Raw genomic sequence first — 26953 nt, 5'->3', positions numbered from 1 at the left:
TACACTCATCACAGGAAACCTAAAAACGGGGCCTTCGCCCCGTTGTCGTCCGAGATCCAAGCGCTTAACGCGTGGAATTGGCATCCATCACCGTCAGCGCCGTCACATTCACGATGCGGCGAACCGTACTGGACGCCGTGAGGATGTTCACCGGCTGCGCCGCGCCCAACAGGATGGGCCCGATGGCCACGTTGTTGCTGCCTGTCGCCTTGAGCAGGTTATAGGCAATGTTGGCGGCATCCAGACCCGGGAACACGAGCAGGTTGGCCTCACCCGAGAGGGTGGTTTCCGGCAGCAGGCTCGAACGCAATGACGGATCGAAAGCGCAATCGCCGTGCATTTCACCATCGACCTCGAGATCCGCGGCGCGTTGATGGAGCAATTCCAAGGTCTGCCGCATCTTCAGCGCGCTCGGAGCATTGCTGGAGCCGAAATTCGAATGCGACAGAAGCGCGACCTTCGGCGCGATGCCGAACCTGCGCATTTCCTCGGCCGCCATCAGGGTGATCTCGGCCAAGTCCTCCGCGCTCGGGTCAAGATTGATGTGGGTGTCGACCAGCATGACCTGGCGTCCCGGCAGGATCAGTCCATTCATCGCCGCGTAGACCTTGGCTCCAGGGCGCTTGCCGATCACCTGGTCGATGTAGTGCAGATGCAGGTGGGTATTGCCCCAGGTACCGCAGATCATCCCGTCGGCCTCGCCCTTGTGCAGCATCATCGCGCTGATCAACGTCAGGCGGCGGCGCATCTCGATCTTGGCGAAAGGCGGTGTCACGCCCTTGCGTCCGGCAAGCCGCTGGTAGGTCTGCCAGAACTCGCGGTAGCGCTCGTCGTGGTCGGTGTTGACCACCTCGTAGTCGCGCCCCTGCTGCAGGCGCAGGCCGAAGCGGTCCACACGCTGGGCAATGACCGCCGGGCGCCCCACCAGGATGGGCCGCGCCAAATGCTCGTCCACAACGACCCGCACCGCGCGCAGGACCCGCTCGTCCTCGCCTTCGGCATAGACGATGCGCTTTTTCTGCGCGTGCTTGGCGATGGAGAAAATCGGCCGCATCATCGCGCCCGACTGGTACACGAACTGCTGCAGCTGGTCGCGGTAGGCCTCCAGATCGGCGACCGGCCGCGTCGCCACGCCGCTGTCGGCGGCCGCCTTGGCCACCGCCGGGGCGATGTGGAGGATGAGACGCGGGTCGAAGGGCCTGGGAATCAGGTAGTTCGGGCCAAAACTGATCTCCTGCCCTCCATAGGCCGCCGCCACGACATCGCTTTGCTCCATCTGCGCCAGCTCGGCGATGGCGCGCACCGCGGCGACTTCCATCTCGGTGGTGATGGTCGTGGCGCCGCAGTCCAACGCGCCACGGAAGATGTAGGGAAAACACAGGACGTTGTTGACCTGGTTCGGGTAATCGGAGCGTCCAGTGGCGATCACGGCGTCGTCGCGCACGGCCTTGACCTCCTCGGGCAGGATCTCCGGAGTCGGGTTGGCAAGCGCCAGGATCAAGGGCCGCGGCGCCATGCGCGCGACCATGTCCGGCTTGAGCACCCCGCCGGCGGACAAGCCGAGGAAGATGTCGGCATCGTCGATGATGTCGCTCAGTCTGCGCGCATCGGTGGCTTGCGCATAGCGCGCCTTGTCAGGATCCATCAGTTCGGTGCGCCCTTCCCAGACGACGCCCGCCAGGTCGCTGACCCAGATATGCTGCCGCGACAACCCGAGGTGCTCCAGCAGGCGCAGGCAGGCGAGCGCCGCCGCGCCCGCGCCCGAGCACACCAGCTTGACGTCCTCGATCCGTTTGCCGACGACCTTGAGCCCGTTGAGCACCGCCGCGCCGACGATGATGGCCGTGCCGTGCTGGTCGTCGTGAAACACCGGGATGCGCATGCGCTCGCGCAGGGTGCGCTCGACCTGGAAACACTCCGGGGCCTTGATGTCCTCGAGATTGATGCCGCCGAAGGTGGGCTCCAGCGCGGCGATGATGTCGATGAGCTTGGCCGGATCCTTCTCGCTGATCTCGATATCGAACACGTCGATATTGGCGAACTTCTTGAACAGCACCGCCTTGCCTTCCATGACCGGCTTGGCCGCCAGCGGACCGATGTCGCCCAGGCCCAGCACCGCCGTGCCATTGGTGATGACGCCCACCAGATTGCTGCGCGCCGTGAAGCGGGCGGCGTTGGTCGGGTTGGCCACGATGTCCTCGCACGCCGCGGCAACGCCGGGCGAGTAGGCCAGCGCCAGATCGCGCTGGTTGGAGAGTTGTTTGGTCGGCGTGACGCTGATTTTCCCGGGGCGGGGAAATTCGTGGTACTCCAAGGCTGCGCGACGCAGCGCAGCCTTGGCATCGGGGGTGGACATGTGAGTCTCCGCTATGGCGATCGAGAGGGCGCGCCTAGGTTTTGATGAAGCGCGTTTTGATGGGCGCGATTCATTCTAGGAGCCTGCCGGGCCGATGACCGCGACATGGGGGCGCGCACCGGCATGCACGCAAGCGGCGACAATGGGAATATGGCTGCATCCCTCGGCGAATTCGATCTCATCGCCCGCTATTTCACCCGTCCCCCGCGCCGCGCTGTGCTCGGCGTGGGGGATGACTGCGCCCTGCTGGACATCCCGCCCGGCTGGCAGCTGGCCGTCTCGACCGACATGCTGGTCGAGGGCCGGCATTTCCTGCCGGGAGCCGATCCGTTCAAGCTTGGCCACAAGGCGCTGGCGGTGAACCTGTCGGACCTCGCCGCCATGGGGGCGCAGCCGCTGGCGTTCACGCTGGCGCTGGCCCTTCCGGCCGCCGACGCCGCCTGGCTTGCCGGCTTCAGCGCCGGACTGTTCGCCTTGGCGGACGCCCATGACATCGAACTCGTGGGCGGAGATACGACGAAGGGGCCTCTGAATGTGTGCATCACGGTCATGGGCCTGGTCCGCCCGGGTCTCGCCTTGCGCCGCGGCGGGGCATGTGCGGGCGACGAGTTGTGGGTCAGCGGCACCCCCGGCGACGCGCGCCTGGCGCTGGGCCATCGCCGGGGCGAATGGACACTGCCCGGCGATACGCTGGCGGCGCTGGAGGCGCGCATGGACCAGCCCACGCCGCGCGTGAGCCTGGGGCTTGGCTTGCGCGGCATCGCCACCAGCGCGATCGACGTTTCCGACGGCCTGCTCGGCGACCTCGGCCATGTGCTCGAGGCCAGCGGCGTGGGTGCGCTGCTGCATGCCGACGCCATCCCGTCCAGCGCGGCGCTTGCCGCCCAGCCCGAGACGCGCCGCCGTGCCTGCCAGCTTGCCGGCGGTGACGATTACGAACTGCTGTTCACGGCGCCGCCCGGGCGCCACGCGGACGTGGTGGCCGCCGCCGAGGCCGCAGGCACGCCCGTGGCGGCCATCGGACACATCACCGCCACGGCCGGCCTGACGCTGCTGGACGCGCACGGCCTGTCCATCGCCCAACATTTCACCGCCTTCGACCATTTCCGCACGCCATGAGCCCTCCACCCCCCACAAACGCAGCGGTCCGCGCCGACTGGCGTTTCGCCTTGAAAAACCCCGTGCACTTGCTCGCCTTGGGCTTCGGCGCAGGTCTGTCGCCCATCGCCCCCGGCACGGCTGGCAGCCTCCTGGGCTGGGCCGGCTATCTGCTGCTCGCGCCTTGGCTGTCGAACTTCGGCTGGGCCGCACTGCTGCTCGGCGGCTTGATGCTCGGCGGCTGGGCCTGCGGGCGCACGGCGCGCGCCTTGCGGACCGACGACCCGTCTGCGGTGGTGTGGGACGAGATCATCGCCATCTGGCTGGTGCTCTGGTTGCTGCAATCGGCCCCGGGTGCGCCGGCGGCGTGGTGGCTGCAGGCGGCCGGGTTCGCGCTGTTTCGTCTGTTCGATGCGGTCAAGCGCGGCCCGGTGGGCTGGGCCGACAAGCACATCAAGGGGGGCGTCGGCATCATGTTCGACGACCTCGTCGCCGCCCTGCTGACCCTGGGTGTCCTGTTCGGCGCGCGGCTCGCGCTGCTGGGGGGGTTCGGGCATGGCGTTTGAGTCGGATTGGCGGTCGGTCGTGGAGGCCGCGCTCGCCTTGCGCACGGCACTGATGCGCCGCGGCTGGATGCTCGGCTGCGCCGAGTCGTGCACGGGCGGGCTGGTGGCGGCGGCCGTCACCAGCATTGCCGGATCGAGCGACTGGTTCGAACGCGGCCTGGTCACCTACAGCAATCGCGCCAAGATCGAATTGCTGGGCCTACCGCAGGCCCTGCTCGACACGCACGGCGCGGTCAGCCGCGAGGTGGCGACGGCCATGGCCCGGGGCGTCCTGGCGCGCGCTCCAGTCCAGGCCGCGCTGGCCATCACCGGCATCGCAGGCCCAGGTGGCGGAACCGCCGACAAGCCGGTCGGACTGGTGTGGTTCGGCTGGGCTTGGCGGGATGGCGAAGGACACGTCGCCGAAGCCGAGTCTGTTGTCTGGCCAGGCGACCGGCAAGACATACGCCTGGCCTCGGCGCGCCACGCGCTGCAAGGGCTGCACGGCCGCATCGCCACCGCGCCGCGGGACCCCGCCGGCTGAACAGCCGAACGCCGCAGCGCCCGGCCGGTCTTGCCGAACGCGCTTGCCTCAGGCGGCTGGCGGCGCCGTGTCCTGGAAGGACGGCCGCTGCTCCAGCTTGTGGTACAGCTTGGCCAGGTTGGGGTAGTCGGTCTTCCAGGCAATCGTCGGAAAACGGAATTCCACATAGCCCAGCGCGGTGCCCACCGCGATGTCGGCCAGCGTCAGATGGTTGCCGCACAGCCAAGACGCTTCACCCAGGCCCACGGACATGGCCTTGAGCGCGGCGGAGACTTTGCCAAGCTGGCGATCGATCCAGGCCTGGCTGCGCTGCGCCTCGGTGCGGCCCGGCCAGGTCTGCTCCAGACGCGCGGTCGATGCCGCATCCATCGTGCCATCGGCCAGCGCCTCCCAGGTGCGCACTTCGGCACGCTCGCGCCCGCTTCCGGGAATCAGCTTGCCCACCGGCGTCAGGGTATCGAGGTACTCGACGATGACGCGCGAGTCGTAAATGACGCCGCCGTCTTCCATCACCAGGCAGGGCACTTTGCCCAGAGGGTTGGATTCCTGGATGCGTGTCGAAGGATCCCAGACGTTTTCTTCGACGAACTTGTATTCGATCTTTTTTTCCGCCAGCACGATGCGAACTTTGCGGACGTAGGGGCTGGTGCGCGACCCGATGAGTTTCATGAGCGTGAAGTCAAGATTTTTGGGAGCTCAGTATAAATGCCGACCCCTGCATGCCGTGCGGCCCCGCATGGCGCCATGCACGCCTCGGACGGACGCTGCGCCTTTCTACAATGCGCGGATGAACACCGTGAACCATACCTCGACGTCTACAGCCCTGTCCTCCATTCTGGCGCTGTCCCCGCTTGACGGACGCTATGCGACCAAGGTCGATGCCCTGCGGCATCACCTCTCCGAATACGCCTTAATGCGTTGCAGGGTTCAGGTGGAAATTGAATGGCTGATCGCGCTGTCGCAAGCCGGCCTGCCCGAACTCCCCGCCATGGCCCCCACCGTGCAGGCCGAGCTCCGCGAGCTCGCGGCACATTTCACCGAGGCCGACGCCCAGGCCATCAAGGCCATCGAGCGCGTCACGAACCACGACGTGAAGGCCGTGGAATACTGGATCAAGGAGCGGCTCAATGCCTGGCCCGAACTCGCCAGGAGCAGCGAATTCGTGCATTTCGCCTGCACCTCGGAAGACATCAACAACACCGCGCATGGCCTGATGCTCAATGGGGCACGCGAGCAAGTCCTGCTGCCGGCCCTGCGCGCCATTCTGGAGCGGCTCAAACGCCTGGCGCACGACCTGGCCGACACGTCGATGCTCTCGCGCACCCACGGCCAGCCGGCCAGCCCGACGACGCTGGGCAAGGAAGTGGCGAATGTGGCCGCGCGCCTCGAGCGCGCCATCGCGCAGTTCGCCGCCGTCGAACTCTCGGCCAAGATGAACGGCGCCGTCGGCAACTACAACGCGCACCTGGCGGCCTACCCGGACGTGGACTGGGAGGCCCTGGCCCGACAAGTCGTGGAACAACAGCTGCACTTGCGCTTCAATCCCTACACGATTCAAATCGAGCCGCACGATGCCATGGCCGAGTTGTTCGACGCCGTCGCGCGGCTGAACACCATCCTGATCGACCTCAACCGCGACATCTGGGGCTATATCTCCTGGGGCTATTTCAAGCAGGCCACCCGGGCCGGAGAGATCGGCTCGTCGACCATGCCGCACAAGGTCAACCCCATCGACTTTGAAAACTCCGAAGGCAATCTCGGCCTGGCCAACGCCATGCTGCACCACCTAAGCGACAAGCTGCCCGTCTCCCGCTTTCAGCGCGATCTCACCGATTCCACGGTGCTGCGCAATATGGGCGTGGCGCTGGGATACGGCCTGCTGGCTTACGACAGCTTGCAGCGCGGGCTGGACAAGCTCGAGCCGAATCCCCACCGCATGGCCGACGACCTCGACGAGGCCTGGGAGGTCCTGGCCGAGCCGGTGCAGACCGTGATGCGTCGACACGGCCTGCCGAATCCTTATGAGCAACTCAAGGAGCTCACCCGCGGCAAAGCCATCACCCGCGAGTTGCTGCGCGAGTTCATCGCCGCACTGCCTCTGCCCGAGGCCGACAAGGCCAGGCTTCTCGCGCTCACCCCCGCCAGCTACACGGGCAAGGCGGCCGAACTGGCGCGCCGCATCGGCCGCGCCGGCTGAGCGGTGCCGAAGGAGCGAGCCGCCATGCTCAAACTCATCGCCAAATGGCTGCTTTCGGCCACCGCCTTGCTGGCCGTGGCCTACCTCTACAGCGGCGTCCAGCTGGCGGGCTTCGCGGCGGCGATGTGGGCGGCGCTGATCATCGGGCTGCTCAACGCGCTGGTGCGCCCGGTGCTGTTCATCCTGACCCTGCCCATCACCGTGCTGACCCTGGGGCTGTTCTTCTTTGTCATCAACGCCCTGATGTTTTACGCCGCCTCCGGGCTGACCGATGGCTTTCACGTGCGCAGCTTCGGCGCGGCCGTCATCGGCTCGCTGCTGTACAGCCTGGCTGGCCTCATCATCGACAGCGCGCTCGAAGGCATCTTCGAACCCAGGCGTTGAGAAAGGCGGCGGGAAACGCCGCCTTTGCTGCCGCCCGGGCCGACTCAGCTCCGCAGGCCTGGGTACTGCGCCCCGCGACGCATGGACTGCGCGATTTGCATGAGTTGCGCAACGCGCTCGTCCGTGGGCGGATGGGTTGAAAACAACTTGGAGATCCCGCCGCCGGAAAGCGGGTTGAGAATCATCATCTGCGCCGTGGCCGGATGCTCCTCGACGGCCTGGAAGGGCACGCCGCGCGCCACCGCTTCGATCTTGCGCAGCGCCGTCGCCAGCGCTTCGGGGTCGCCCGAGATCTCGGCGCCGCCCCGGTCGGCCTCGAACTCGCGGGCGCGCGAGATGGCCATCTGGATGAGGCTGGCGGCCAGCGGCGCCAGGAGCGCCACGGCGATGCCGGCCACCGGATTGCTCGGGCGGCCGTTTTCATCGCGCCCGCCGAAGAACATCGCGAAATTCGCCAATGCCGAGATCGCTCCGGCCATCGTCGCACTGATCGTGGAGATCAGGATGTCGCGGTGCTTCACATGCGTCAGCTCGTGCGCCATCACGCCGCGCAATTCGCGTTCGCTGAGCACGCGCATGATTCCGGTGGTCGCGGCCACGGCGGCATGCTCGGGGTTGCGCCCGGTGGCGAAGGCGTTCGGCGCGTCTTCCTCAATCACATAGACGCGCGGCATCGGCAGGCCGGCGCGCTGCGCCAAGTCCTGCACCATGCGGTAGAACTGCGGCGCGCTGTGTTCGTCGACCTGCTGCGCGTTGTACATGCGCAGCACCAATTTGTCCGAAAACCAGTAGCTGAAGACATTCATGCCGAGAGCGAGCAACAGGGCCAGCATCATCCCCTGCCTGCCGCCGACCAATGAGCCGACCACCATGAACAGCGCCGTGATCGCCGCCATGAGCATGGCTGTCTTGAACAGATTGAACATGGAATTCACCCGTTTACGTTTAGAAACAATGTGGGGTAGATTGTGCCCCAGCACAAAAGTTCATGTGCGTGCCAGGCTATCCGATTTCAATCCGTCTCGGCAGGAAATCCGGAGGCGAAGCGCTGGCCGGGCGTCAAGGGCTGGCTGCGCAAAAATGCGCCGGCGTCCATGGGCTTTCCGCCCGGCCTTTGCAGATGCGTCAGACACAGGCTGCTGCCTTGGCCGCAGGCCACCTCGACGCCCTGCGCTTGTGCTGCCAGCAGGGTTCCGGGCGGCTGAGCAACGTGCACCGTCCGCCCGACCCTGGCCGCGCGGATTTTCAGCGTCAAATCGCCCAAGCGGGCTTGGGCTCCGGGCGCGGGGTTGAAGGCGCGGATACGCCGCTCCAAGTCCGCCGCAGGCAGCGACCAGTCCAACCAGGTCTCGCGCTTGTCGATCTTGGCCGCGTAAGTCGCGCCTTCCGCCGGCTGCGCCGTGGGTTCGGCGACTCCCGCTGCCAAATCGGCCAAGGTCTGCAGCACGAGCTTTCCACCCAGGACGGCGAGTTTGTCGTGCAGGCTGGGCGTCGTCTCGTCCGGTGCGATCGGGATGTCCTGCATGCGGTAGACGGGGCCGGTGTCCAGCCCGGCGTCCATGCGCATGATGCTGATGCCGGTTTGCGTGTCGCCGGCTTCGATGGCGCGGTGGATCGGCGCCGCGCCACGCCAGCGCGGCAGCAGCGAGGCATGGATGTTGACGCAGCCTAGGCGCGGCAGGTCCAGCACCCAGTGCGGCAGGATCAAGCCGTAAGCCGCCACCACCAGCACGTCGGGCGCCGCCAGCGACAGGGCGGAACGCGCCGCCGCGGCATCCTCGGCCCAGCGCCCGTCCAGGCGCAATCCGCGCGGCTGCATCAGCGGCAGACCATGCTGGAGCGCGACCTGTTTGACCGCGCTGGGCTGCAAATGCAAGCCCCGTCCGGCGGGCCGGTCCGGCTGGGTCAGAACCAGCGGCACGGTAACGCCCGCGGCGAGCAGGTCGCGCAAAGCCACCGCAGCGAATTCGGGCGTACCGGCAAAAGCCACGCGCAACCCGGCGGCAGCCACAACGGGAGCAAACGGAGAATTCAAGCCCGGAGCTTGTGAAGTGCGGCTTGACCGGCTCACGAGCCGGTCAAGCCGCTTCGCGCTGGCGCTTGAGCATCTTGGATTTGATGCGGTTGCGCTTGAGCGGTGAAAGGTAGTCGACGAAGACCTTGCCCTCGAGATGGTCCATCTCGTGCTGGATGCAGACCGACAGCAGGCCGTCGGCCTCCAGTTCGAACGCCTCGCCCTTGGCGTCGAGTGCGCGCACGCGTATGCGGTCGGGCCGGGTGACCTTGTCGTAGATGCCCGGCACCGACAGGCAACCTTCTTCCCATTCCTTCAGATCCGGACTACGCGACACGATCTCGGGGTTGATCAGCACGAGCGGGTGGTCGCGCTCCTCGGACACGTCGGCGACGATGATGCGCTCGTGAATATCGGCCTGCGTGGCAGCCAAACCGACGCCCTTGGCCGCATACATGGTCTCGAACAGGTCGGCCAGCAAGCCACGCACCCGCTCGTCCACCACGGCGACGGGTTTGGCCACCTTGTACAGGCGGGGGTCTGGATATTGAAGAATCGTGAGCTGGGACATCAAGAACTCCAGGGCCAGTCAGGGCCCGGCTGCCGAAGGCGTGCGCCCATACGCAGCATTCATGCAACTGCCGGGGCCCGCAAACTGCATTTTTCATTGCAGCGAAGCGACCTTATGCGGACAATGTAACAAGGCTTTGAGGTTTTGCGCCGCACCGGCGCACACATGGGGCTACGCAAGCGAAGCTGCCATGCTGCAATTGGCAAGCCGCATTCGCGGACACCTATATTTTCTTACTGGGGGCGGATTCATGCAATGCAAGCTCATCAACCATGTTGCCGCAACGGTCCTCCTGCTGTGGGCCGGATCGGCGCTGGGGCAACCTGCGGCAACGGTTGCCTCCGCATCCGCGCCGTCCCTCGGGGGCTTGCCCGACTATCCCGTAGCTCCCCAGCAGCGCGCCGAGGCCGAACAAGCGGCCCAGCAGGGCATCCCCGTCGCCGAGCTCTCGGCCAATGCCCCGCCGCGCTACACCATCAAACGCGGCGACACGCTGTGGGCTATTTCCGGCATGTACCTGACCAAGCCCTGGAACTGGCCGCAACTCTGGGGCATGAACATGGCCCAGATCCGCAATCCGCACTGGATCTTCCCAGGGCAGGTGCTGGTGCTCACCGTCGCCAATGGCCGTGCCCGCTTGAGCCTGGAGAACGCCCAGGGTGACAACGGCATCCCCACGGTCAAGCTCGAACCCAGCGTGATTGCCGAGAACCTGCCCCCGTCGGGCATTCCCACGCTGAACCCGGCGTTGATCGACCCCTTCCTCACCAGGCCGCTGATCATCGAGCCCGACGCGTTGGACAAGTCCCCGCGCATCGTGGCGCTGGCCCCCGGCCGCGTCATGCTCACCCCCGGGGATCGCGCTTACGTGCGCGGCGCGCTGGGCGCGTCCACGCGTTTCGACGTGTATCGCCCGGCGCGCCCGCTGCACGATCCGACGACCAAGAAGATCATCGCTTACGAGTCGGAATACCTGGGCTCCGTGGAATTGGTCAGCCCGCCACAGGGCAAGGATGGCGTGTCCACGTTCAAGGTGCTGTCCACCTTGCGAGAAATGGGCGTGGGCGACCGCCTGATCGCCACAACACCGCGCCAATACCTCAACTTCACCCCGCACGCCCCGGCAAGCGCCATCGACGGGCAAATCATCTCCATCTACGGCGACATGCAACTCGCCGGCAAGAACAGCGTCGTCGCTCTGAACCGCGGCGCGGAAAATGGCTTGGAGCGCGGCGACGTGCTGGCCATCATGCAAGGCCCGCGCGAGGTGCGCGACACGACGCTGGAAGACAAGCCGATGATCCAGATCCCCGCGCGCCGCATCGGTCTGCTCATGGTGTTTCGCACGTTCCATCACATCGCCTATGGGCTCGTGCTGGAATCCAGCGAACCCGTCCAGGTGGCCGACCACGTCATCCAGCCCTGACGGTCGGCTGCGAACCTAGCTTCAGGCCGCGGCCATGCAGGTGGACGAGCTCGCAGCCTGGCTGCGCCTGCTCGAAACCCCTGGCGTTGGCAGCGAGACGGCTCGGCGCCTGCTCGCTGCGTTCGGCCTCCCCGAGGAGGTGTTGGCCCAGAGCGTTCTCGCGCTTGAACGGGTGGTTTCCCCTGTTGTCGCTCAGGCGCTGCGCGCGACACCCAGCCGCGATTTGAACGACCTCATCGCGCGCACGCGCGACTGGCTGGCCGAACCTGCGCGCCATGTGTTGAGCCTGGCCGACTCCAGCTACCCTGCGCTCCTGCTGCAGACCGCCGATCCACCGCCCTTGTTGTACGCCAGCGGTCGCCTGGAGCTGCTCTCGCGTCCGCGCACTCTCGCCATCGTGGGCGCCCGCAACCCGTCGGCCCAGGGCGCACGTGACGCGCATGCCTTCGCCATGGCGCTGGCGAATGCGGGCGTGACCGTGGTTTCGGGATTTGCCCGCGGCATCGACGCGCAGGCGCATGAAGGCGCGCTGCAGGCCATGGTCACGACACCGTCCGGCGGCGCGACGATCGCCGTCCTTGGCACGGGCTGCGACCGCGTCTACCCCGCCAGCCACCGCGCACTCGCGCACCGCATCGCCGAACAGGGCCTGCTGCTGTCCGAATTCCCCCTCGGCACGCCGCCGGCACGCAGTCATTTCCCACGCCGCAACCGCATCATCAGCGGCCTGAGCCGGGGCGTGCTGGTGACAGAAGCCGCGGTGCATTCCGGCTCGCTCATCACGGCCCGACTGGCTGCGGAACAGGGACGCGAGGTGTTCGCCATCCCCGGCTCGATTCACAATCCGCTGTCGCGCGGCTGCCATCGCCTGCTGCGGGAGGGCGCCAAACTCGTGGAGTGCGTGGATGACGTGCTCGATGAACTGGGATGGAACGCCCCCGCAGATCCAAAATCCGACCACCCGCGTGGGGCCCGAGAGGACAAGCCCGACGCCATCGAGCCAGCATCGCCGGCAGCCCAGGAACTTCTCGACGCCCTCGGCTACGCCATCATGAGCTTCGACGAACTGGCGGCGCGCACCGGCCGAAGCGCGCAATGGCTGGGCGAGCAGCTTCTTGCGCTGGAATTGCAAGGCCGCGTGGCTCGGCTTCCGGGAGCCCGCTTCCAGCGCATCGAACGCGCTTGAAGCGAGCCGCCTGAAGGCGTCCGGGCGGCGTCCGCCCCTGCGCCGTGATCGACACAGGCTTATGCATAAAATGGGTCCATGTTCGATATCCTCATGTACGTGTACGAAACCTACTGGCACCCGGAAGCCTGCCCGGAACCCGGCCAGCTGTCGCGCAAGCTGAGCGCCGCGGGTTTCGAGAACGACGAAATCAGCGATGCCCTCGACTGGCTGCGTGGGCTCGACCAGGCGGTTGCCGGCAGCCATACCCTGGGCACGCCGAGCGCGGACTCGATCCGCCTTTACGCGGCCCAGGAACTCGACTGCCTGGGCGTTGACGCCGTCGGATATCTGAACTTCCTCGAATCGGCGGGAACGCTCAAGCCGCATCTGCGCGAAATCGTCGTCGAGCGCGCCCTGGCCACAGGCATCAAGCAACTGCCGCTCGAGCAACTCAAGACCATCCTGCTCATGGTGTTCTGGCGCCTCGACGAAGAGCCCGACGCACTCATCCTCGACGAACTCTTCGTCGAGGCCGACGACCGGGTCGTGCATTGACGCGCCATTCACCCATGCGCGCGCCGCGCAAGCCGCGCACCCGCTGACCGCCATCCACTGGAGAACACCTCTCATGCCTTGGAATCACAGCCGTGTCGCCCTGGGCGCCGTGCTCCCCCTGAGTCTGCTGCTTGCCGCATGCGGCGGCGGCACCAGCAGCAAATACGAGGGCTCGATCCTGAGCGGCCAGGTGCTGATGGGCGCAGGCCAGCCGGTCAGCGGCAATGGCAATGGAAACGTCTGCATCTACGCCATCACCGGCGGTCAAGGCAATCCGCTCAACACGGCCGTATCACCCCCAGCCAACACCGGAACGCTGCTGACGATCGGCTGCATCCCCACCGCTGCGGACGGCACCTTCTCAGTCAATCTCAGCAGTTATTACGGGCCGGTGCTGATCCAGATCTCGGGCGGCACCTATACCAATGCCGCATCCCAGGCCGGCAGCTCGCTGGTCAATCTGGCCAGCACCAATGCCAGCCTGCAAGCCGTGGCGAACATTGGCGGTGGCGGCACGGTTTCCGCGGTGGTGACGCCGCTGACCACCGTGGCCACGGCGATTGCCCAGGGCATGTCGGGCGGCTTGACGACGGCGAACTACGCGGCGGCCTCGGCCAATGTGGCCACCCAGTTCCAGCTCGGCGGCTTGAACATCAACACCGCGCCGCAGGCTGGCGACGCCTACAACATGGCGCTTCTCGGCGTCCAAAAATACCTTGTCGCCCCGCCCGGTTCGACGGATGACCCCAACGCCAACAACCTGCTCACCTGGCATCTCACGGCGTCCCCGGTGTCGGCCGACTACACCACGGCCTACCAGGCGATCAACAGCGGAAGCACGGCGACCTTCGGCTTTCACTGAAGCGCGCGCCTGGCATGAATGAAAAAGGCCGCTGTCGAGCGGCCTTTTTCATTTCGACATCGCGGTGCATCCGCGCCTACACCACCGCGCCAGCGTTGGGGTCGTTCGGATTCTTGGGGCGTCCGGGCCCGGATTTGAGCATGTCCTCGCGCCTCACGCCCAGCCACATGGCGATCGCTGCCGCCACGAACACCGAGCTGTAGATGCTCATCGAAATGCCGATGATCAGGGCCAAGGCGAAGAAATGCAGGGCTGGGCCGCCGAAAAGAAACATCGAGAACGCCATGGCCAGCGTCGAACCGTGCGTGATGATGGTGCGGCTGGTGGTATTGGTGATGGCGCTGTCGATCACCTGCACCGTGGTGTATTTGCGGTACTTGCGGAAATTCTCGCGCACCCGGTCGAAAATCACCACCGACTCGTTCACCGAGTAACCAAGCACGGCAAGCACGGCCGCCAGCACCGGCAGCGAAAATTCCCACTGGAACAAGGCGAAAAAGCCGAGCACGATGATGACGTCGTGAAGATTGGCCACGATGGCGGCGATGGAGAATTTCCATTCAAACCGGAACGCCAAATACAGCATGATGCCGACGATCACGAAAACCAGGGCTTTGACGCCGTCGGTGGCCAGTTCCGAGCCGACCTGCGGGCCGACGTATTCGGTGCGCCGCAGCTGCGCCTGCGCGTCGGACGTCTTGAGCGCCGCCATGACCTTGTCGCTCTGCTGCACGCTGGTCTCGCCCAGGCGCAGCGGCAGGCGAATCACCACGTCCTGCGCGTTGCCGAAGGTCTGCACCTGCGCGTCGCCGTAGCCCAGCTTGGACACCGCGCCGCGGATGGCGTCGAGATTGGCCGGTTGCGGGTAGCCCACTTCCATCACCGTGCCGCCGGTGAATTCGATCGACAGATGCAACCCGCGCGTGACGAGGAAGAACACGGCGGCCACGAACAGCAGTGCCGAGATGACGTTGAAAACCGGTGCGAAGCGCATGAAAGGGATGTCGCGCCGGATGCGGAAGAATTCCATCTGTGGCTCCAGTGAGGGTGGGCTTCAGCGCTTGGCCGATTGTTTCGCCGAGGCCTTGGCCGCAGCGGCTTCCGGCTTCCAGATCTGGCCGATGGAAATGCTCTGCAAACGACGTCGGCGCCCGTACCAGAGATTGACCAGGCCACGGGAGAAGAACACCGCGGAGAACATCGAGGTGAGGATGCCCAGCACGTGAACGATGGCAAAGCCGCGTACCGCGCCCGAACCGAAGATGAGCAGCGCCAGGCCCGCGATCAGCGTGGTGACGTTGGAGTCGAGAATCGTGGCCCAGGCGCGCTCGTAGCCGGCGGAGATGGCCGCCTGGGGAGAGGCGCCGTTGCGCAGCTCCTCACGCACGCGCTCGTTGATCAGCACGTTCGAGTCGATGGCCATGCCCAGCGCCAACGCCATGGCGGCGATGCCGGGCAGGGTGAGCGTGGCTTGCAGCATCGACAGCAACGCCACCAGCAGCAGCAAATTCACCGCCAGGGCAATGGAGGAAAACGCGCCGAACAACATGTAGTAGACGCACATGAAGACGACGATGGCGATGAAACCCCAGGTCACCGAGTGAAAGCCCTGCGCGATGTTCTGTTGGCCCAGGCTCGGGCCGATGGTGCGTTCCTCGATGATCTGCATCGGCGCCGCCAGCGCTCCGGCGCGCAGCAGCAAGGCGATATCGTTGGCTTCCGGCACGGTCATGTTGCCCGAGATCTGCACGCGGCCGCCGGCGATTTCGCCACGCACCACCGGCGCGGTCACGACCTCGGCGCGGTGGCGGTCGATCAACACCATCGCAATACGCTTGCCGACGTTGGCGCGGGTGACGTCGCGGAAAATGCGCGACCCTCTCGAATCGAGCGTGAGAAAGACGGCGGGTTCGTTGTTCTGCGGGTCGAAACCAGTCTGCGCATCGGTGAGATTTTCGCCGGTGAGCAGCACGTCCTTCTTCACCATCAGGGGATTGCCCGCGCGGTCATACAGCTTCTGGTCGCCGGACGGCACCGGACCGCTGCCCGCCAGCGCCGCCTGGGCTTCCGGGCTGTCGTCCACCAAGCGCACCTCCAGCGACGCCGTGCGCCCCAGGATGTCCTTGGCGCGCGCCGTGTCCTGAATGCCAGGAAGCTCGACCACGACGCGATCGCTGCCCTGCTGCTGGATGACGGGCTCGGCCACGCCGAGTTCGTTGATGCGGTTGTGCAGGGTGGTGATGTTCTGCTTGATCGCATAGTCCTCGGTCTGCTGGATGGTCTGCGGACTGAGCTTGATGCGGATGGAACCTCCGGCCGGCGATGTGGCATTGGTGACGATGGAATCTCCCGCGATCTCCTTGACGATCGGCTGCGCCGCCTTGAGCATCTCGGGATCGCGGAAATCGATCTGGACCTCGTCGCCCACCCGATGCAGTTCGCTGTAGCGCACGTCCTTGTCGCGCAGAGATGTTTTCAATTCGCCCGCGATCGAATCCAGTTTTTTCTGGATGGCGGCCTGCATGTCGACCTGCAGCAGGAAATGCACGCCACCGCGCAAATCGAGACCCAGGTACATGGGCATCGCATGCAAGGCGGTGAGCCAAGCCGGCGACAGGCTCAGCAGATTGACGGCGACCACGTAGTTCGGGTCGTCACGGTTGGGATTGAGCGCGTGCGCGAGTACGTCGCGCGCCTTGAGTTGCACTTCGGTGCTGGCAAAACTGTAGTTCAGCGTCGGGCCGCTGATGAAGCTGCGCACGGGAGACTCCAGCCCCGCAGCTTTCAGCGCCTGCAAGCCCTTGGCCAGCAAGGCCTCATTGGGCAGATCGCGTCCCGGGTGCGCCGAACTGACCTGCACGGCGGGCGCCTCGCCGAAGAAATTCGGCAGTGCATACACAAACCCCACCACCAGCACGACGGCCATGATGAGGTATTTCCACAGCGGGTAACGGTTCATGGTGGACTCAGGCGACGGAGGCCGGCCGGCGGCTTCTGCGGGGGCGAGCGGCGCGTGCGCGCACCGTCACGACTTGGATGGACGCGGAATTCAGGCGCTCTTGATGGTGCCTTTGGGCAGCACCATGCTCACCGCCGAGCGCTGCACCTGCACTTCGAGCTTGTCTGCGATTTCCAGCTGGATATAGTTGTCCCCGACCTTGGCGACGCGGCCCACGAGGCCGCCGGTGGTCACCACCTCGTCGCCTTTGGCCAGGGCCTCGATCATGGCCTTGACTTCCTTCTGGCGCCGCATCTGGGGGCGGATCATCACGAAGTAGAGGATGACGAACATCACCACGATGGGCAGCAGGCTCACCAGCGTGGACTCGGGACCGGCTTGGGGGGCAGCCGCTTGGGCGTGCGCGAGGGAGATCAAATTCATGGGGTCGATCCGTTCAAGGGATTGAAGGAATGGATGCGCAAGACTTCGCACAAACCGGCATTGTCGCAAATCTGGGTGAGCATCCAGCCTCGATGTCCTACATGGCCATGTGCTGACATGCTGAACCAGGTCACGGCCGATAGCCTGAGTTCAACAAAACCCGCCCTGCTTCGGCGCCATGCCCCAGTGCAGCGGCAGCCAGCCGTTGGTAGCAACCTCGCGCGGAACCTTACCGTGCGACAACACCCGACGCCGCCCCCGCGGGCTGTGTGATCAGGCCGATGCGGGTCAGCCCTGAATCCTGCGCCGCGCCCATCACCCGGGCCACGTCGCCATAGGGCGCAGCGGTATCGGCACGGATGCGCAGTTCCGTGTCGGAACGCACCTTGGCGGCCTCGGCGAAGCGCGCCTTGAGCGCCGCAAGCGTTGTCGGCCGATCCCCCAGATACAGCCTGCCATCTTTCTGAATGGACACCGAGAGACTTTTCGGCGCCTGTTGGGCGGCCGGCGTGTTCACCTTGGGAAGATCGACGGCAATATGACCGGCGAGCAGCGGCGCCGTGATGATGAAGATGACCAGAAGCACCAGCATCACGTCGATGAGCGGCGTCATGTTGATGTCGCTCATCGGGGCATCCATGCCCCCGCGATCGAAGCGGCCGAAGCTCATGGCGCGCAATGGCGGTCGCTGACGTGCGGCCCGCCAGCGAGCAAATGCATCAGGTCCAGCGCAAAGCCTTCCAACTCGGCATCAAGCGCACGGGCGCGCTTGCCGAGGGCGTTGTAGGCAAGCACGGCGGGGATGGCCACGGCCAGCCCCGCCGCGGTCATGATGAGCGTTTCGCCCACTGGACCCGCGACCTTGTCGATGCCGACCTGGCGTGTGGCGGCAATGGTGGTGAGGGCGTGATAGATGCCCCAGACGGTTCCGAAAAGACCCACGAAGGGCGCGGTGCTGCCGACACTGGCCAGCAGCACGTGGCCGGCATGCAACTGGCGGCTGGCGGCATTCAACGCCGTGCGCAGCTCGCGCCGCACCCGGTCGGGACGCGACTGCCAATCCGCGCCGCGGCCGTCCTGTTGCGGAGCAAAGCGGACGACGCAATCGGCAAGGCTGGCCGTCAAGCCGCGCGCATCGGCCGCGCGCGCGGCGGCAGGCGCGGCCAGCAAATCGGGAGCGGCCCAAAAAGCGGCAATGGCGCGCGGCACGCGACGCGCGGCGTTGCCGAGCATGGCGGATTTCCACAGGATCACGAACCAGCTGGCCAGCGACATGGCCAACAGCAGCAGCGCCACCGCGCGAATCAGGGCGTCGCCTTGGTCCCAGAATGCAGTGAGTCCGCCCATCGCGCTGGCCTTGGCTTGCTGCGCTCAGGACTCGAGGCCGAGCACGGCTTGCATGTCGTACAGCCCGCTCGACTTGTCGGCCAGGAAGCGCGCGGCGCGCAGGCTGCCTGCGGCGTAGGTGGCGCGACTGCTGGATTTGTGGGTGATTTCGATGCGTTCGCCAGTGCCCGCGAACAGCACCGTATGGTCGCCCACGATGTCGCCACCGCGGATCACGGAAAAGCCGATGGATCCCGGCTCGCGTTCGCCGGTGTGGCCGTGCCGCGCCCATACCGCATCGCGCTCCAGGACGCGGCCGCTGGCTGCCGCCGCCACCTCGCCCATCTTGAGCGCCGTGCCGGATGGCGCATCCACCTTGTGACGGTGGTGCGCCTCGATGATTTCGATGTCGTACCCCTCGGAAAGGGCGCGGGCCGCCTGCTCGATCAGCTTGAACACGACGTTGACGCCCACGCTCATATTGGGCGCCATGACGATGGGGATCGTGCGCGAGGCCTCACGGATGCGGGCCAGTCCCTGGGCGTCGAATCCCGTCGTGCCGATGACCATCGCCACGCGGTGGCGCAGGCACGCTTGCAGGTGCGCCAGCGACCCCTCGGGACGCGTGAAGTCGATGAGCGTTTGCGCCCCACCGAGACCGGCATCCAGATCGGCGGTGACCGCCACGCCCGTGGTCAGCCCCATGGGTGCGCCCGCGTCTTGACCGATGGCCGGGGACTCGGCACGGTCGAGCGCCCCGGCGAGCTGGCAATCCGGTGCCGCCGCGATGGCCTCGACGAGCATGCGGCCCATGCGCCCGCTGCTGCCTGCAACGGCGATGCGGAGGAGTTTGGTCGCGGGGTCGGTAGTCATACGCGGGAACGAAACCGTGCTGTGAACGATATGCAGTAAGCGTACGGCAGCGGGGATTTCAGGGCTGCGCGCCGCTGGCCGCGGGCACCGGCGCGGAAGCCGCGGCGGATGGGCTGGACGCCGCGGTCAGCGCCTCCAGCTTGCTGATCTCGGCCGCTGGCGCCACGACTTGCAACGGGCCTTGCGAAGCCGAGGCGGCGGCGACCGGCTTGTGCGCCGCCATCTTTTTCTGCGCGGCGGCGATTTCGTCCTCCAACTGCGCCTCGCTCAACACCTTCGGCGTGCCGCCGCCCTCGCGCAAGGCATTGATCTGGGCGACGAAAGCGTTCTCCGAAGGCAGCGGGTCTCCCTCGGCGCGGACCATCTTGCCAGCCTTGTCGAAGAACACGGTGTAGCGGCGCACGATGGGGGCGTGGTAGCCCTGGCGCAGACTGAACACGTATTCCCAGCGATCGGCGTGGAAGATGTCCTGCAGCAGCGGGGTGCCGAGAATTTCGCGCACCTGCTCCTTGCTCATGCCGGGTTTGAGCGCGTCGGCCATTTCCTTGGAGATGAAATTGCCCTGGATCACGTCGATGCGGTAAGGCTTGAACACGCTCGTGAGATCGCGCTGCTGCGTCAGGTTGCTGCATGCGCCGAGCGCCAGGGCTGCAGGCAAAACCAAGGCCAGGAACGCCGCACGCAGGGCAGGCGAGGCGCATGGCGCGGAACGGGCACGAGGGACTTGCATCAGGGATTTGGCGGTTGGCTGCCGCCTGGAGGGTGAACTATGATGTTCATTCTAAACATCCCTTATCCCCATGCCTGTTTCCAACGCCCAGGGTCTGCGCAGCACGGGTCTGAAGGTCACGCAGCCGCGCTTGAAAATTCTGGAAATCTTCCAGAAAGGTGCCGTGCGCCACATGACCGCCGAGGACGTCTACCGCGAGTTGCTCAACGACAACTCGCGCGATATCGGCCTGGCAACGGTGTACCGTGTGCTCACCCAGTTCGAACAGGCAGGCATCCTGTCGCGCACCCACTTCGAGTCGGGCAAGGCGATTTTCGAGATCAACGAGGGCAAGCACCACGACCACCTGCTCTGCCTGGACTGCGGCCGTGTCGAGGAATTCGTCGATCCGGAAATCGAACGGCGCCAGAAAAAAATCGCCACCGACCATGGCTTCCTGCTGCAGGAGCACTCGCTGGCGCTGTACGCCACGTGCAAACGCGAGCCATGTCCGCATCGGCCCGCCGAGCCGCGCGCGTTTCTGACCGAACGCGACGGCAGCTGACGCGACCGCCCCAGCCCCGGTCAGTCGTCCCCGCCCTCCAGCATCGCCAGGCGCTGACGATCCTGGAACTCCTTGAAAGTGTCGATGCCGCGCAACTGGAGAATCGTGTTGCGCACGGCGGCCTCGACCAGCACGGCAAGGTTGCGCCCAGCCTCGACGGGGATCAGCACCTTGCGGATCGCCACACCCAACACGTCTTGTCGGACGTTGCCGGTGGGCAGGCGCTCGAAGTCCTGGTCCTGGGTGTCGCGCCGCACCAGATGCACGATGAGACGCAGGCGCAGCTTGCGGCGCACGGCGGTCTCGCCGAAGATGGTCTTGATGTCCAGAATGCCGATGCCGCGCACTTCGAGCAGGTTCTGCAGGAGCGGCGGGCAGTGGCCCTCGATGGTGCTTTGCGTCACGCGCAAAAACTCCACGCAATCGTCGGCCACCAGGCCATGACCGCGCGAGATGAGTTCCAGCCCCAGTTCGCTCTTGCCCAGGCCCGATTCGCCTGTGATGAGCACCCCCAGGCCGAGAATGTCCATGAACACGCCGTGGAGGGTCGTGCGATTGGCGAACAGCTTCGACAAGTAAGCGCGCAGCACGTCGATCACGAACGCTGCCGGCTCCGCGGTGGTGAACAACGGAATGCGCGCTTCCTCCGACGCATCGATCAGCGCCTGCGGCGGCTGCGCCCCGTCGGCGATGACCAATGCCGGCGGCTCCAGGCCGACCACGCGACGAATGCGCCGCGCGCTGTCGGCCTCCTCGGCATGAACCAGGTAATGCACCTCGCGCCAGCCCAGAATTTGGACCCGGTAAGGGTGGATGTAATTGAGATAGCCAACCAGGTCGGCCCCCGAACTGGCGCCTTCGACGGCGGCATCGTCGAATCGACGCTCGGGATTGCTCTGCCCGGCCAGCCACTGCCACTTGAGCAGCCCCGTGTTGGCCTCGAAAAGGCTGTCGGCGGAAAGAGTGGCGGCCTTCAAGTCAATGCATCGAAGCCATGCGGCGTAGGCGCGCGAAGCTCACGCCGCGTGCTGCAGCGTGGCCCAGTCAAGCACCAGGCGATGGGCGTGCGCGGCGTCGGGCGCATCCAGCAGACTCTGACGGAAGGCGTTGTCCGACAGCATCTCGGCGATCGTGGAGAGAATTTCCAGATGCTTGCCGGATGCCGCTTCGGGCACCAACAGGAAGACCAGCAGCTGCACCGGCTGGTTGTCGGGCGCCTCGAAAGGCACCGGGCTGGACAGCCGCACCAAGGCGGCGCTGGGTTGTTTGAGTCCCTTGATGCGGCCATGCGGTATGGCCACGCCCTGGCCCAACCCGGTGGAACCAAGGCGTTCGCGTGCGAACAGGTTATCGGTCACGACAGCGCGGGCCAGTCCCAGGTGATTCTCGAACAGCAGACCCGCGAACTCGAATGCGCGCTTCTTGCTGCTGGCCTCCACGTTCACCTGGACGTGGGCCAGCGGCAGAATCTGGGCCAGTTGATTCATGGGTAAAAAAATACGGGATCAGAAAGTTTGCGAGTGTATCGGCTTGTGCGGACGACACGATGAATTCTTGGTTCAATCACGCCAAGTTGCAATCATGAGCGTGGCGTAGCCCCCCGGCGCCACCGACCTCAAAGCCGAGGCGATGGCGCCGGACGGGGTGCGTTAGGAAGCGAGATGCTTTGCCGGCACGGCCTGGTGGGCGCGCGTGCGGTTTTTGTGCTCGACGACCTGACGGTCGAGCTTGTCCACCAATTCGTCGATGGCGGCGTACAGGTCTTGATCCTGACATTCGGCGAAGATGTTCTTGCCTTTGAGTTGCAAATTGCATTCAGCCTTCTGGCGGCGTTCCTTTTCCTTTTGCTTCTCCACAGAGAGCAGCACGTTGACACTGATCAGCTGATCGAAATGTCGCGTCACGCGGTGCAGCTTGGCTTCGACATAGCTGCGCAAGGCTGGCGTCACGTCCATGTGGTGGCCGCTGATGGTCAGGTTCATAAATCCCTCCTGGTTACACAGTTGAGCAAAACGGTTCGGGTGAAGCCCGGTTCCGAGGCTTGCCCGCCACCGCTGCGCCAATCGGACGGCGCCGACGCGCGGCAGCAAGGCGATTGCAGTGTGCGCCGGCCTCCAGCCAAAATCAAGCCGAACCTGGGCAGGAGGAATTCGCCGCAGCGCAACAGACGCGCCGCCCATGGCCAACATACGGCAACGAACAGTTTTTCACGCCGAAATTCAGTCATTTCAACACCAATGGATCCGAACTGGCTTTTCAGCCATCTCGGGCGGTGCCCTCACCGTGCGTGGCCGACCCTTCCACGCCCACCGATTCGCATCCCAGATCCGGTGTGCCGCGTACCGGGCGCTATGCGTTCATGCTCGATGTCCTCACCCTGCAAAGCAACCGCTTGGTCCGGCATGACATCGTCGATTTGTTCTCGGTCGCACGATTGACCCCGACCCTCATCGCCAAACTGGGCCCTCGACCATCCTTTCGCCCTCGCCCTCATGTTGGACTCAAACCCTGCCGCCGTAGATTCTCAGACGCAGGGGTGGTTGAAATAGCCACCACCGGGGCAAATCAATCGGCCTGCAAGCGCTTCTTGATTGCGCGCAAGAATGGGCCCAGCATGAACAAGTGCTCGTAGAGTTCCTCGGCGGCATCCCAGTAATCACGATGCAGGGTCACCAGGCCCTGGGCGTCGAATTCGAGCCGGGTGGCGCCATGAATGACCCAGTCGCGCGCGGCGCGCCCCTTGCCACGGAAGTTGAAATTCCAGACCACGAAGCCCTGGGTCGTATTGCCCAGGGCGTCTAGCACGACAAAGCGGGGCGCCTCCGTGACGGCGAACATGTGGACGAAAACACGTCGCACGGCATCCAGGCCCTGCACATTGTTGAAGGGATCCCTGAAACGGGCGTTGGGAGCATAAATACGAGCGATATCGTCGAGGCTGGATCGCGACAGGGTCTCAAAATAGGCGATGAAACGCGACAGAGCCTGGTGGCCCCCATGCACCGGATCCGACGCGGGCGCATAGGTTCCGAAAACGCGATGCGCCGTGCTCATCCGAGACCCGTGATGCGGCGCACGGCGGCGAAATACAAAGGGTCTGGCAGCAGCCGCAACAAGCGCAACCACAGCGTGAACCGCTTTGGAAAATGGATAGCGAAGCGCCCGTGCTCCAGCCCTCGCAAGATGGCGCCCGCCGCCTGCTGCGCAGTTATCAGAGCGGGCATCGCGAAGTCGTTGCGTACGGTCAGCGGCGTATCGACGAAACCGGGATTGATCACGCTCACGCCTATACCCGACGCTCGCAGATCCGTGTACAAAACCTCAGCCAGGTTGATCAGCGCAGCCTTGGTCGGGCCATACGCCAGCGCCTGCGGCAAGCCGCGCCACCCAGCCACGCTGGACACCAGTGCGATGTGGCCGCTGCGTTGTGCGAGCAGTCCCGGAAGCACCGCATCGAGCGCGTGCAAGACGCCGCGATAGTTGATGTCATCGTGCGCGAGGGCCGAGGGCAGATCGAAGCCCGTCGCGCGTTGCGGGGCATAGATACCCGCGCAATAGACGAACAGATCAAGCCCGCCGTACGCACCTTGGATGCGCGTCATGGCCTGCCGCAGCGCAGCGCCATCGCGAACGTCCAGCGACAGAACCAGGGCACCGACCATCTCGGCGAGCTTGTCCTGGCTGCGTGACGATACCGCGACCCTGGCACCGCGTGCGAGCAAATCCCGTGCGAGTGCAGCGCCGATGCCGCTGGAGGCGCCAATGATCCAGACCCGTTTGCCTGACCAATCGGTAAAACGAGGATTGAGCGGCATGCTGAGCCCCGTCAAGGCTTGTGAAAAGCGATGAAGATGCTTGCGACTTCGAAGCCGAACTTGGTCATCACCGTGCGATTCAGCAGCACATGCTGGTCCATCTGGTACATCCAGTCGTCCATTTGCACCTGGTAGGTCGCTCCGCCGACGGGCAGCAACAGGGTATAGCGCCAGTTGAATGCATTGCCCTCGGCATAGCCGCTGGCGGTACCGACGACATCACCTGCGCTACCCTGGTAGCGACGCTCGCCGTGTTCACCAGGCACACGCCTGAGCGTCCAGACTCGCACCTGCTTGGCCCCATTGCTGTAAGTGAAATTCTCGGTCAGCGTGCCCTCGTCGCCGTGCCAGACGCCCACCATATCGACGTGGAAACGTTTAACGACCTTGCCTGCGCGATTGAACACGATGCCATCCGCAGTCAGTGGGCCGTTGAAATACTGCTCCAGTTTCAGCGAGGGTTTTTCGCCGCGATAGTCCATCGGCGTGACGCTGGCGCACCCGCCCAGCAAAGCGATACATGCAAGTGCGGCCATGCCAAAACGCGATGCGCTCCAGAACCGTTTCATGGGGAAATTCTCCATTGGGTGTATCAACATGCCGGACTCCGCGCCCAGTGCATCCAGCCGAACCACAAAGCGGCCCCCGCCAGCAGTTTGAGAATGCAAGGCAGTAGGCAATAAGCCACCACCAGGGGCGGCAACACCCCCGTGGCGGGGGTGCCAGGCACATAGCCGAGGCTGGCCAGGAGTGGCAGCGCGGCTCCAGCGGCCAGAGCCAACGTCAGCTTGGTGGCCATGCCCCAGATCCCGAAGTAGGCTCCCTCGAGTTGCCCTCCATGGCCCAAGTTGCGAATCAGGCCCGCAAGAAGCGCGGGCGGAAGCACAAGATCCGAACCCAGTGCCAGGCCGGAGGCGGCACAGATTCCGGCATAAGCCCAGCGATCGCCGGGTTGCAGAAGTGCGGCTCCCAGGAACACGACCACGCTGAGCCCCATGCCCACAAGCCAACTCGGCGCCGCCCCCCAACGCTTCGCCACACGCAACCACAACGGCAGGAACGCTGCCCCACAGGCGAAGTAGATCAATAAGTAAAACCCAGCCAGTTCGGGTGCGCCAATACGGTCGCGGATGAAGAACAAAACCAATGTTGCAGGTACCGCGGCGGCCACACCGCTGGCGAGATACACCAATAGCAAACGGCGGAAGGCAAGGTGACGTAGGGGCTCGAATGCGGCTCGCAGACCATGCAAAGTTTCGTGCACGAGGAATTGACGCGGCGCCGGCGCACGCCTCAACAACCACAACCCGATCCACAGACTGGCGGTAAATACCAACGTGAAGCCGAGCGCCCCGCCGAGCTGCGTCACGCTGGCGGCCACCAGCACCCCGGCCAGGCCCAACCCCTCGCGCCAGGCGAAAATGCGCACGCGCTCGGCTTCGTCAGTACCGAGCGTCGACCCCCAGGCTTGGTGCGTCACGCTGGCGGCGCTGTAGCCAGAATAGGTCAACAACAGCGCCAAGCCCATCACTGCGGTAAAGGTGTATGGCTGTGACGCGTAAACCACCACGAGAGGAAAGCCCAGAAGCAGGGCGAAGCCCAGCGCGAGCAAAACGCCGCTGACCGCCATGAATCGCCAGCCCCGACCCGCCCCCAGCCTGTGATCGGCCAAACGGCCAATGACCGGGTCGATGACTGCGTCAAGCAAACGCGCCAGCAACAACACGGCACCGAGAAAGCCGAGTGGAACACCAAAGCGCGTGGCGTAGTAGTCCGGCAGAAACACATAGAGCGGCAAAGCGACGAAGCTCAGTGCGAACTGGGGTGCGCCGTAGCACACGAGTTGAACCGTAGCGCAGGACTTGATCCATACGCGCCCTTGCGCGTTCGCGCCCAACATGTTCAAGCGCGCCGCACCGCCAGATTCGGCGCTCATGGCATGGTCTGGGCTCGCGCCAACAATGCCGCGCGCAGCGCCGGCGCGGTGGTCTTGGGGGATAGCCAGATGGAGAAAAATGCGCAGGCAAAGGCATCCCCCGCAATCCGGCCAATGGGCCTGTCGTTGAAGAGAAAGGTTGTCTGCGGCCCGCCCGGCGCGTCTGTATCGAACACGCCGCACAGGACATCACCATCGCGCACATCGGGAAAGATCGCACGCATGCGCTGCAGCCACGCCGCCCGTTCGTCATCAGTACCCATGCCGAGCCTGCGCATTTCAAGGTCGGACATGTCGGCAATGTCGCGCCCCTTGATACGGCGGGCGTAGCGCAGTGCAAGTGCGAACGGGGCGTCTGTTAGCTGCGCGGGATTGATTCCTCTTGGTCCCACCCAAAGTGCTGCCGTATACACCTCGAAGCCCCACCAGCGATACAGACCACTGCCGATCAGGCGCGCATCACCCAAAACGCGAACGACGAAGGCCGAAGGCGGGCCGACGGAGTCGGCAGCGCGCGCGATGCAAGGCGTGGCGATCATCAATGCCACGCTGGCGGCCTGCAGCAGCCGTGTACGCCTGCGTTCGCAGGGAAGGTTGTCCATCGCGCGCATCATGGCCTCGATCTTC

General features: G+C 65.2%; 30 protein-coding genes. 10 read left to right on the top strand and 20 right to left on the bottom strand.

Going from position 1 to position 26953, the window contains the following annotated elements; genetic code table 11:
- Window positions 1-64: 64 nt before the first annotated feature.
- A complete protein-coding gene (locus tag THIARS_RS04160; RefSeq protein WP_094159602.1) occupies window positions 65-2356 on the bottom strand; it encodes an NADP-dependent malic enzyme in 2292 nt (763 codons plus the stop codon).
- Window positions 2357-2506: 150 nt separating this feature from the next.
- Here THIARS_RS04160 and thiL point away from each other — a divergent pair, with 150 nt between their 5' ends.
- From thiL to THIARS_RS04145, 3 genes are read left to right on the top strand one after another with little or no spacing between them, the layout of a single operon-like run.
- On the top strand, window positions 2507-3475 hold the full coding sequence (thiL, locus tag THIARS_RS04155; protein WP_094160621.1) for a thiamine-phosphate kinase: 969 nt from the start codon (window positions 2507-2509) through the stop codon (window positions 3473-3475).
- Window positions 3472-4020: a phosphatidylglycerophosphatase A family protein gene (locus THIARS_RS04150; protein ID WP_094159601.1), complete on the top strand. Its 549-nt coding sequence runs from the start codon at window positions 3472-3474 to the stop codon at window positions 4018-4020. Before thiL ends, THIARS_RS04150 begins: the two co-directional genes overlap by 4 nt.
- A complete protein-coding gene (locus tag THIARS_RS04145) occupies window positions 4010-4543 on the top strand; it encodes a CinA family protein (RefSeq protein ID WP_094159600.1) in 534 nt (177 codons plus the stop codon). The genes THIARS_RS04150 and THIARS_RS04145 overlap by 11 nt, the downstream gene beginning before the upstream one ends.
- A 48-nt stretch (window positions 4544-4591) precedes the next feature.
- Here THIARS_RS04145 and THIARS_RS04140 read toward each other — a convergent pair whose 3' ends face one another.
- Window positions 4592-5212 carry a glutathione S-transferase N-terminal domain-containing protein gene (locus THIARS_RS04140; protein ID WP_094159599.1) on the bottom strand — a complete coding sequence of 207 codons (621 nt, stop codon included), beginning with the start codon at window positions 5210-5212 and terminating at the stop codon, window positions 4592-4594.
- Window positions 5213-5330: 118 nt separating this feature from the next.
- On the opposite strand from THIARS_RS04140, the gene purB reads away from it, so the two are divergent.
- Both purB and THIARS_RS04130 read left to right on the top strand, forming a co-directional pair.
- Window positions 5331-6740, top strand: coding sequence for an adenylosuccinate lyase (purB, locus tag THIARS_RS04135; protein WP_094159598.1), 1410 nt, complete (start codon window positions 5331-5333; stop codon window positions 6738-6740).
- 24 nt (window positions 6741-6764) lie between these two features.
- A complete protein-coding gene (locus THIARS_RS04130) occupies window positions 6765-7124 on the top strand; it encodes a phage holin family protein (RefSeq protein WP_094160620.1) in 360 nt (119 codons plus the stop codon).
- Window positions 7125-7168: 44 nt separating this feature from the next.
- Here THIARS_RS04130 and htpX read toward each other — a convergent pair whose 3' ends face one another.
- The 3 genes from htpX to def all read right to left on the bottom strand — a co-directional run bounded on the left by htpX (window position 7169) and on the right by def (window position 9709).
- Window positions 7169-8050 (bottom strand): zinc metalloprotease HtpX, encoded by an 882-nt coding sequence (gene htpX, locus THIARS_RS04125; protein ID WP_094159597.1) that lies wholly within the window; start codon window positions 8048-8050, stop codon window positions 7169-7171.
- Between the two features lie 86 nt (window positions 8051-8136).
- The gene (fmt, locus tag THIARS_RS04120) at window positions 8137-9120 is read right to left on the bottom strand and encodes a methionyl-tRNA formyltransferase (protein WP_094160619.1); all 984 of its coding nucleotides are present in this window, start codon (window positions 9118-9120) and stop codon (window positions 8137-8139) included.
- An 82-nt stretch (window positions 9121-9202) separates the two neighbouring features.
- Window positions 9203-9709 carry a peptide deformylase gene (gene def, locus THIARS_RS04115; protein WP_094159596.1) on the bottom strand — a complete coding sequence of 169 codons (507 nt, stop codon included), beginning with the start codon at window positions 9707-9709 and terminating at the stop codon, window positions 9203-9205.
- A 190-nt stretch (window positions 9710-9899) separates the two neighbouring features.
- Between def and THIARS_RS04110 the strand changes: the two genes are divergently transcribed.
- The 4 genes from THIARS_RS04110 (at window position 9900) to THIARS_RS04095 (ending at window position 13720) form a co-directional block, all read left to right on the top strand.
- The gene (locus THIARS_RS04110; protein WP_245845493.1) at window positions 9900-11135 is read left to right on the top strand and encodes a LysM peptidoglycan-binding domain-containing protein; all 1236 of its coding nucleotides are present in this window, start codon (window positions 9900-9902) and stop codon (window positions 11133-11135) included.
- 34 nt (window positions 11136-11169) lie between these two features.
- Entirely contained in the window at window positions 11170-12321 is a 1152-nt protein-coding gene (gene dprA, locus THIARS_RS04105) for a DNA-processing protein DprA (protein WP_094159594.1), read from the top strand.
- Window positions 12322-12399: 78 nt separating this feature from the next.
- Window positions 12400-12858 (top strand): Smg family protein, encoded by a 459-nt coding sequence (locus tag THIARS_RS04100; protein ID WP_094159593.1) that lies wholly within the window; start codon window positions 12400-12402, stop codon window positions 12856-12858.
- Between the two features lie 73 nt (window positions 12859-12931).
- Window positions 12932-13720 carry a hypothetical protein gene (locus THIARS_RS04095; RefSeq protein WP_094159592.1) on the top strand — a complete coding sequence of 263 codons (789 nt, stop codon included), beginning with the start codon at window positions 12932-12934 and terminating at the stop codon, window positions 13718-13720.
- A 76-nt stretch (window positions 13721-13796) separates the two neighbouring features.
- Here THIARS_RS04095 and secF read toward each other — a convergent pair whose 3' ends face one another.
- The 7 genes from secF to THIARS_RS04060 all read right to left on the bottom strand — a co-directional run bounded on the left by secF (window position 13797) and on the right by THIARS_RS04060 (window position 20031).
- On the bottom strand, window positions 13797-14750 hold the full coding sequence (secF, locus tag THIARS_RS04090; RefSeq protein ID WP_094159591.1) for a protein translocase subunit SecF: 954 nt from the start codon (window positions 14748-14750) through the stop codon (window positions 13797-13799).
- Window positions 14751-14774: 24 nt separating this feature from the next.
- Window positions 14775-16679: a protein translocase subunit SecD gene (gene secD, locus THIARS_RS04085; RefSeq protein ID WP_094159590.1), complete on the bottom strand. Its 1905-nt coding sequence runs from the start codon at window positions 16677-16679 to the stop codon at window positions 14775-14777.
- 90 nt (window positions 16680-16769) lie between these two features.
- Entirely contained in the window at window positions 16770-17102 is a 333-nt protein-coding gene (gene yajC / locus THIARS_RS04080; RefSeq protein WP_094159589.1) for a preprotein translocase subunit YajC, read from the bottom strand.
- A gap of 229 nt (window positions 17103-17331) precedes the next feature.
- A complete protein-coding gene (locus THIARS_RS04075; RefSeq protein WP_094159588.1) occupies window positions 17332-17772 on the bottom strand; it encodes an ExbD/TolR family protein in 441 nt (146 codons plus the stop codon).
- Window positions 17769-18449 (bottom strand): MotA/TolQ/ExbB proton channel family protein, encoded by a 681-nt coding sequence (locus THIARS_RS04070; RefSeq protein WP_094159587.1) that lies wholly within the window; start codon window positions 18447-18449, stop codon window positions 17769-17771. The genes THIARS_RS04075 and THIARS_RS04070 overlap by 4 nt, the downstream gene beginning before the upstream one ends.
- 24 nt (window positions 18450-18473) lie before the next feature.
- Window positions 18474-19301, bottom strand: a complete 828-nt coding sequence (dapB, locus tag THIARS_RS04065; protein ID WP_094159586.1) for a 4-hydroxy-tetrahydrodipicolinate reductase — start codon at window positions 19299-19301, stop codon at window positions 18474-18476.
- Between the two features lie 58 nt (window positions 19302-19359).
- A complete protein-coding gene (locus tag THIARS_RS04060; RefSeq protein WP_094159585.1) occupies window positions 19360-20031 on the bottom strand; it encodes an outer membrane protein assembly factor BamE in 672 nt (223 codons plus the stop codon).
- Window positions 20032-20101: 70 nt separating this feature from the next.
- Between THIARS_RS04060 and fur the strand changes: the two genes are divergently transcribed.
- Window positions 20102-20575 carry a ferric iron uptake transcriptional regulator gene (gene fur / locus THIARS_RS04055; RefSeq protein ID WP_094159584.1) on the top strand — a complete coding sequence of 158 codons (474 nt, stop codon included), beginning with the start codon at window positions 20102-20104 and terminating at the stop codon, window positions 20573-20575.
- Between the two features lie 20 nt (window positions 20576-20595).
- Here the strand turns inward: fur and hprK are convergent, their stop codons facing one another.
- The 8 genes from hprK to THIARS_RS04015 form a co-directional block, all read right to left on the bottom strand.
- Window positions 20596-21552 (bottom strand): HPr(Ser) kinase/phosphatase, encoded by a 957-nt coding sequence (hprK, locus tag THIARS_RS04050; RefSeq protein ID WP_094159583.1) that lies wholly within the window; start codon window positions 21550-21552, stop codon window positions 20596-20598.
- Between the two features lie 39 nt (window positions 21553-21591).
- Window positions 21592-22062, bottom strand: a complete 471-nt coding sequence (locus THIARS_RS04045; protein WP_094159582.1) for a PTS sugar transporter subunit IIA — start codon at window positions 22060-22062, stop codon at window positions 21592-21594.
- A gap of 162 nt (window positions 22063-22224) precedes the next feature.
- A complete protein-coding gene (gene hpf, locus THIARS_RS04040) occupies window positions 22225-22557 on the bottom strand; it encodes a ribosome hibernation-promoting factor, HPF/YfiA family (RefSeq protein ID WP_094159581.1) in 333 nt (110 codons plus the stop codon).
- Window positions 22558-23140: 583 nt separating this feature from the next.
- Window positions 23141-23629, bottom strand: a complete 489-nt coding sequence (locus THIARS_RS04035) for a nuclear transport factor 2 family protein (protein WP_094159580.1) — start codon at window positions 23627-23629, stop codon at window positions 23141-23143.
- The gene (locus tag THIARS_RS04030; RefSeq protein ID WP_094159579.1) at window positions 23626-24390 is read right to left on the bottom strand and encodes an SDR family NAD(P)-dependent oxidoreductase; all 765 of its coding nucleotides are present in this window, start codon (window positions 24388-24390) and stop codon (window positions 23626-23628) included. The genes THIARS_RS04035 and THIARS_RS04030 overlap by 4 nt, the downstream gene beginning before the upstream one ends.
- 11 nt (window positions 24391-24401) lie before the next feature.
- Window positions 24402-24926, bottom strand: coding sequence for a DUF3833 domain-containing protein (locus tag THIARS_RS04025; RefSeq protein WP_245845491.1), 525 nt, complete (start codon window positions 24924-24926; stop codon window positions 24402-24404).
- Between the two features lie 56 nt (window positions 24927-24982).
- Window positions 24983-26326 (bottom strand): MFS transporter, encoded by a 1344-nt coding sequence (locus THIARS_RS04020; RefSeq protein ID WP_245845488.1) that lies wholly within the window; start codon window positions 26324-26326, stop codon window positions 24983-24985.
- On the bottom strand, window positions 26323-26940 hold the full coding sequence (locus tag THIARS_RS04015) for a chalcone isomerase family protein (RefSeq protein ID WP_094159578.1): 618 nt from the start codon (window positions 26938-26940) through the stop codon (window positions 26323-26325). The genes THIARS_RS04020 and THIARS_RS04015 overlap by 4 nt, the downstream gene beginning before the upstream one ends.
- Window positions 26941-26953 lie beyond the last annotated feature (13 nt).

Origin of the sequence: Thiomonas delicata (assembly GCF_900088825.1) — a bacterium.
Lineage (GTDB): Bacteria > Pseudomonadota > Gammaproteobacteria > Burkholderiales > Burkholderiaceae_C > Thiomonas_A > Thiomonas_A delicata.
Note: the sequence above shows the minus strand (reverse complement) of the source record. Positions and strands in the feature narration are given on the sequence as shown.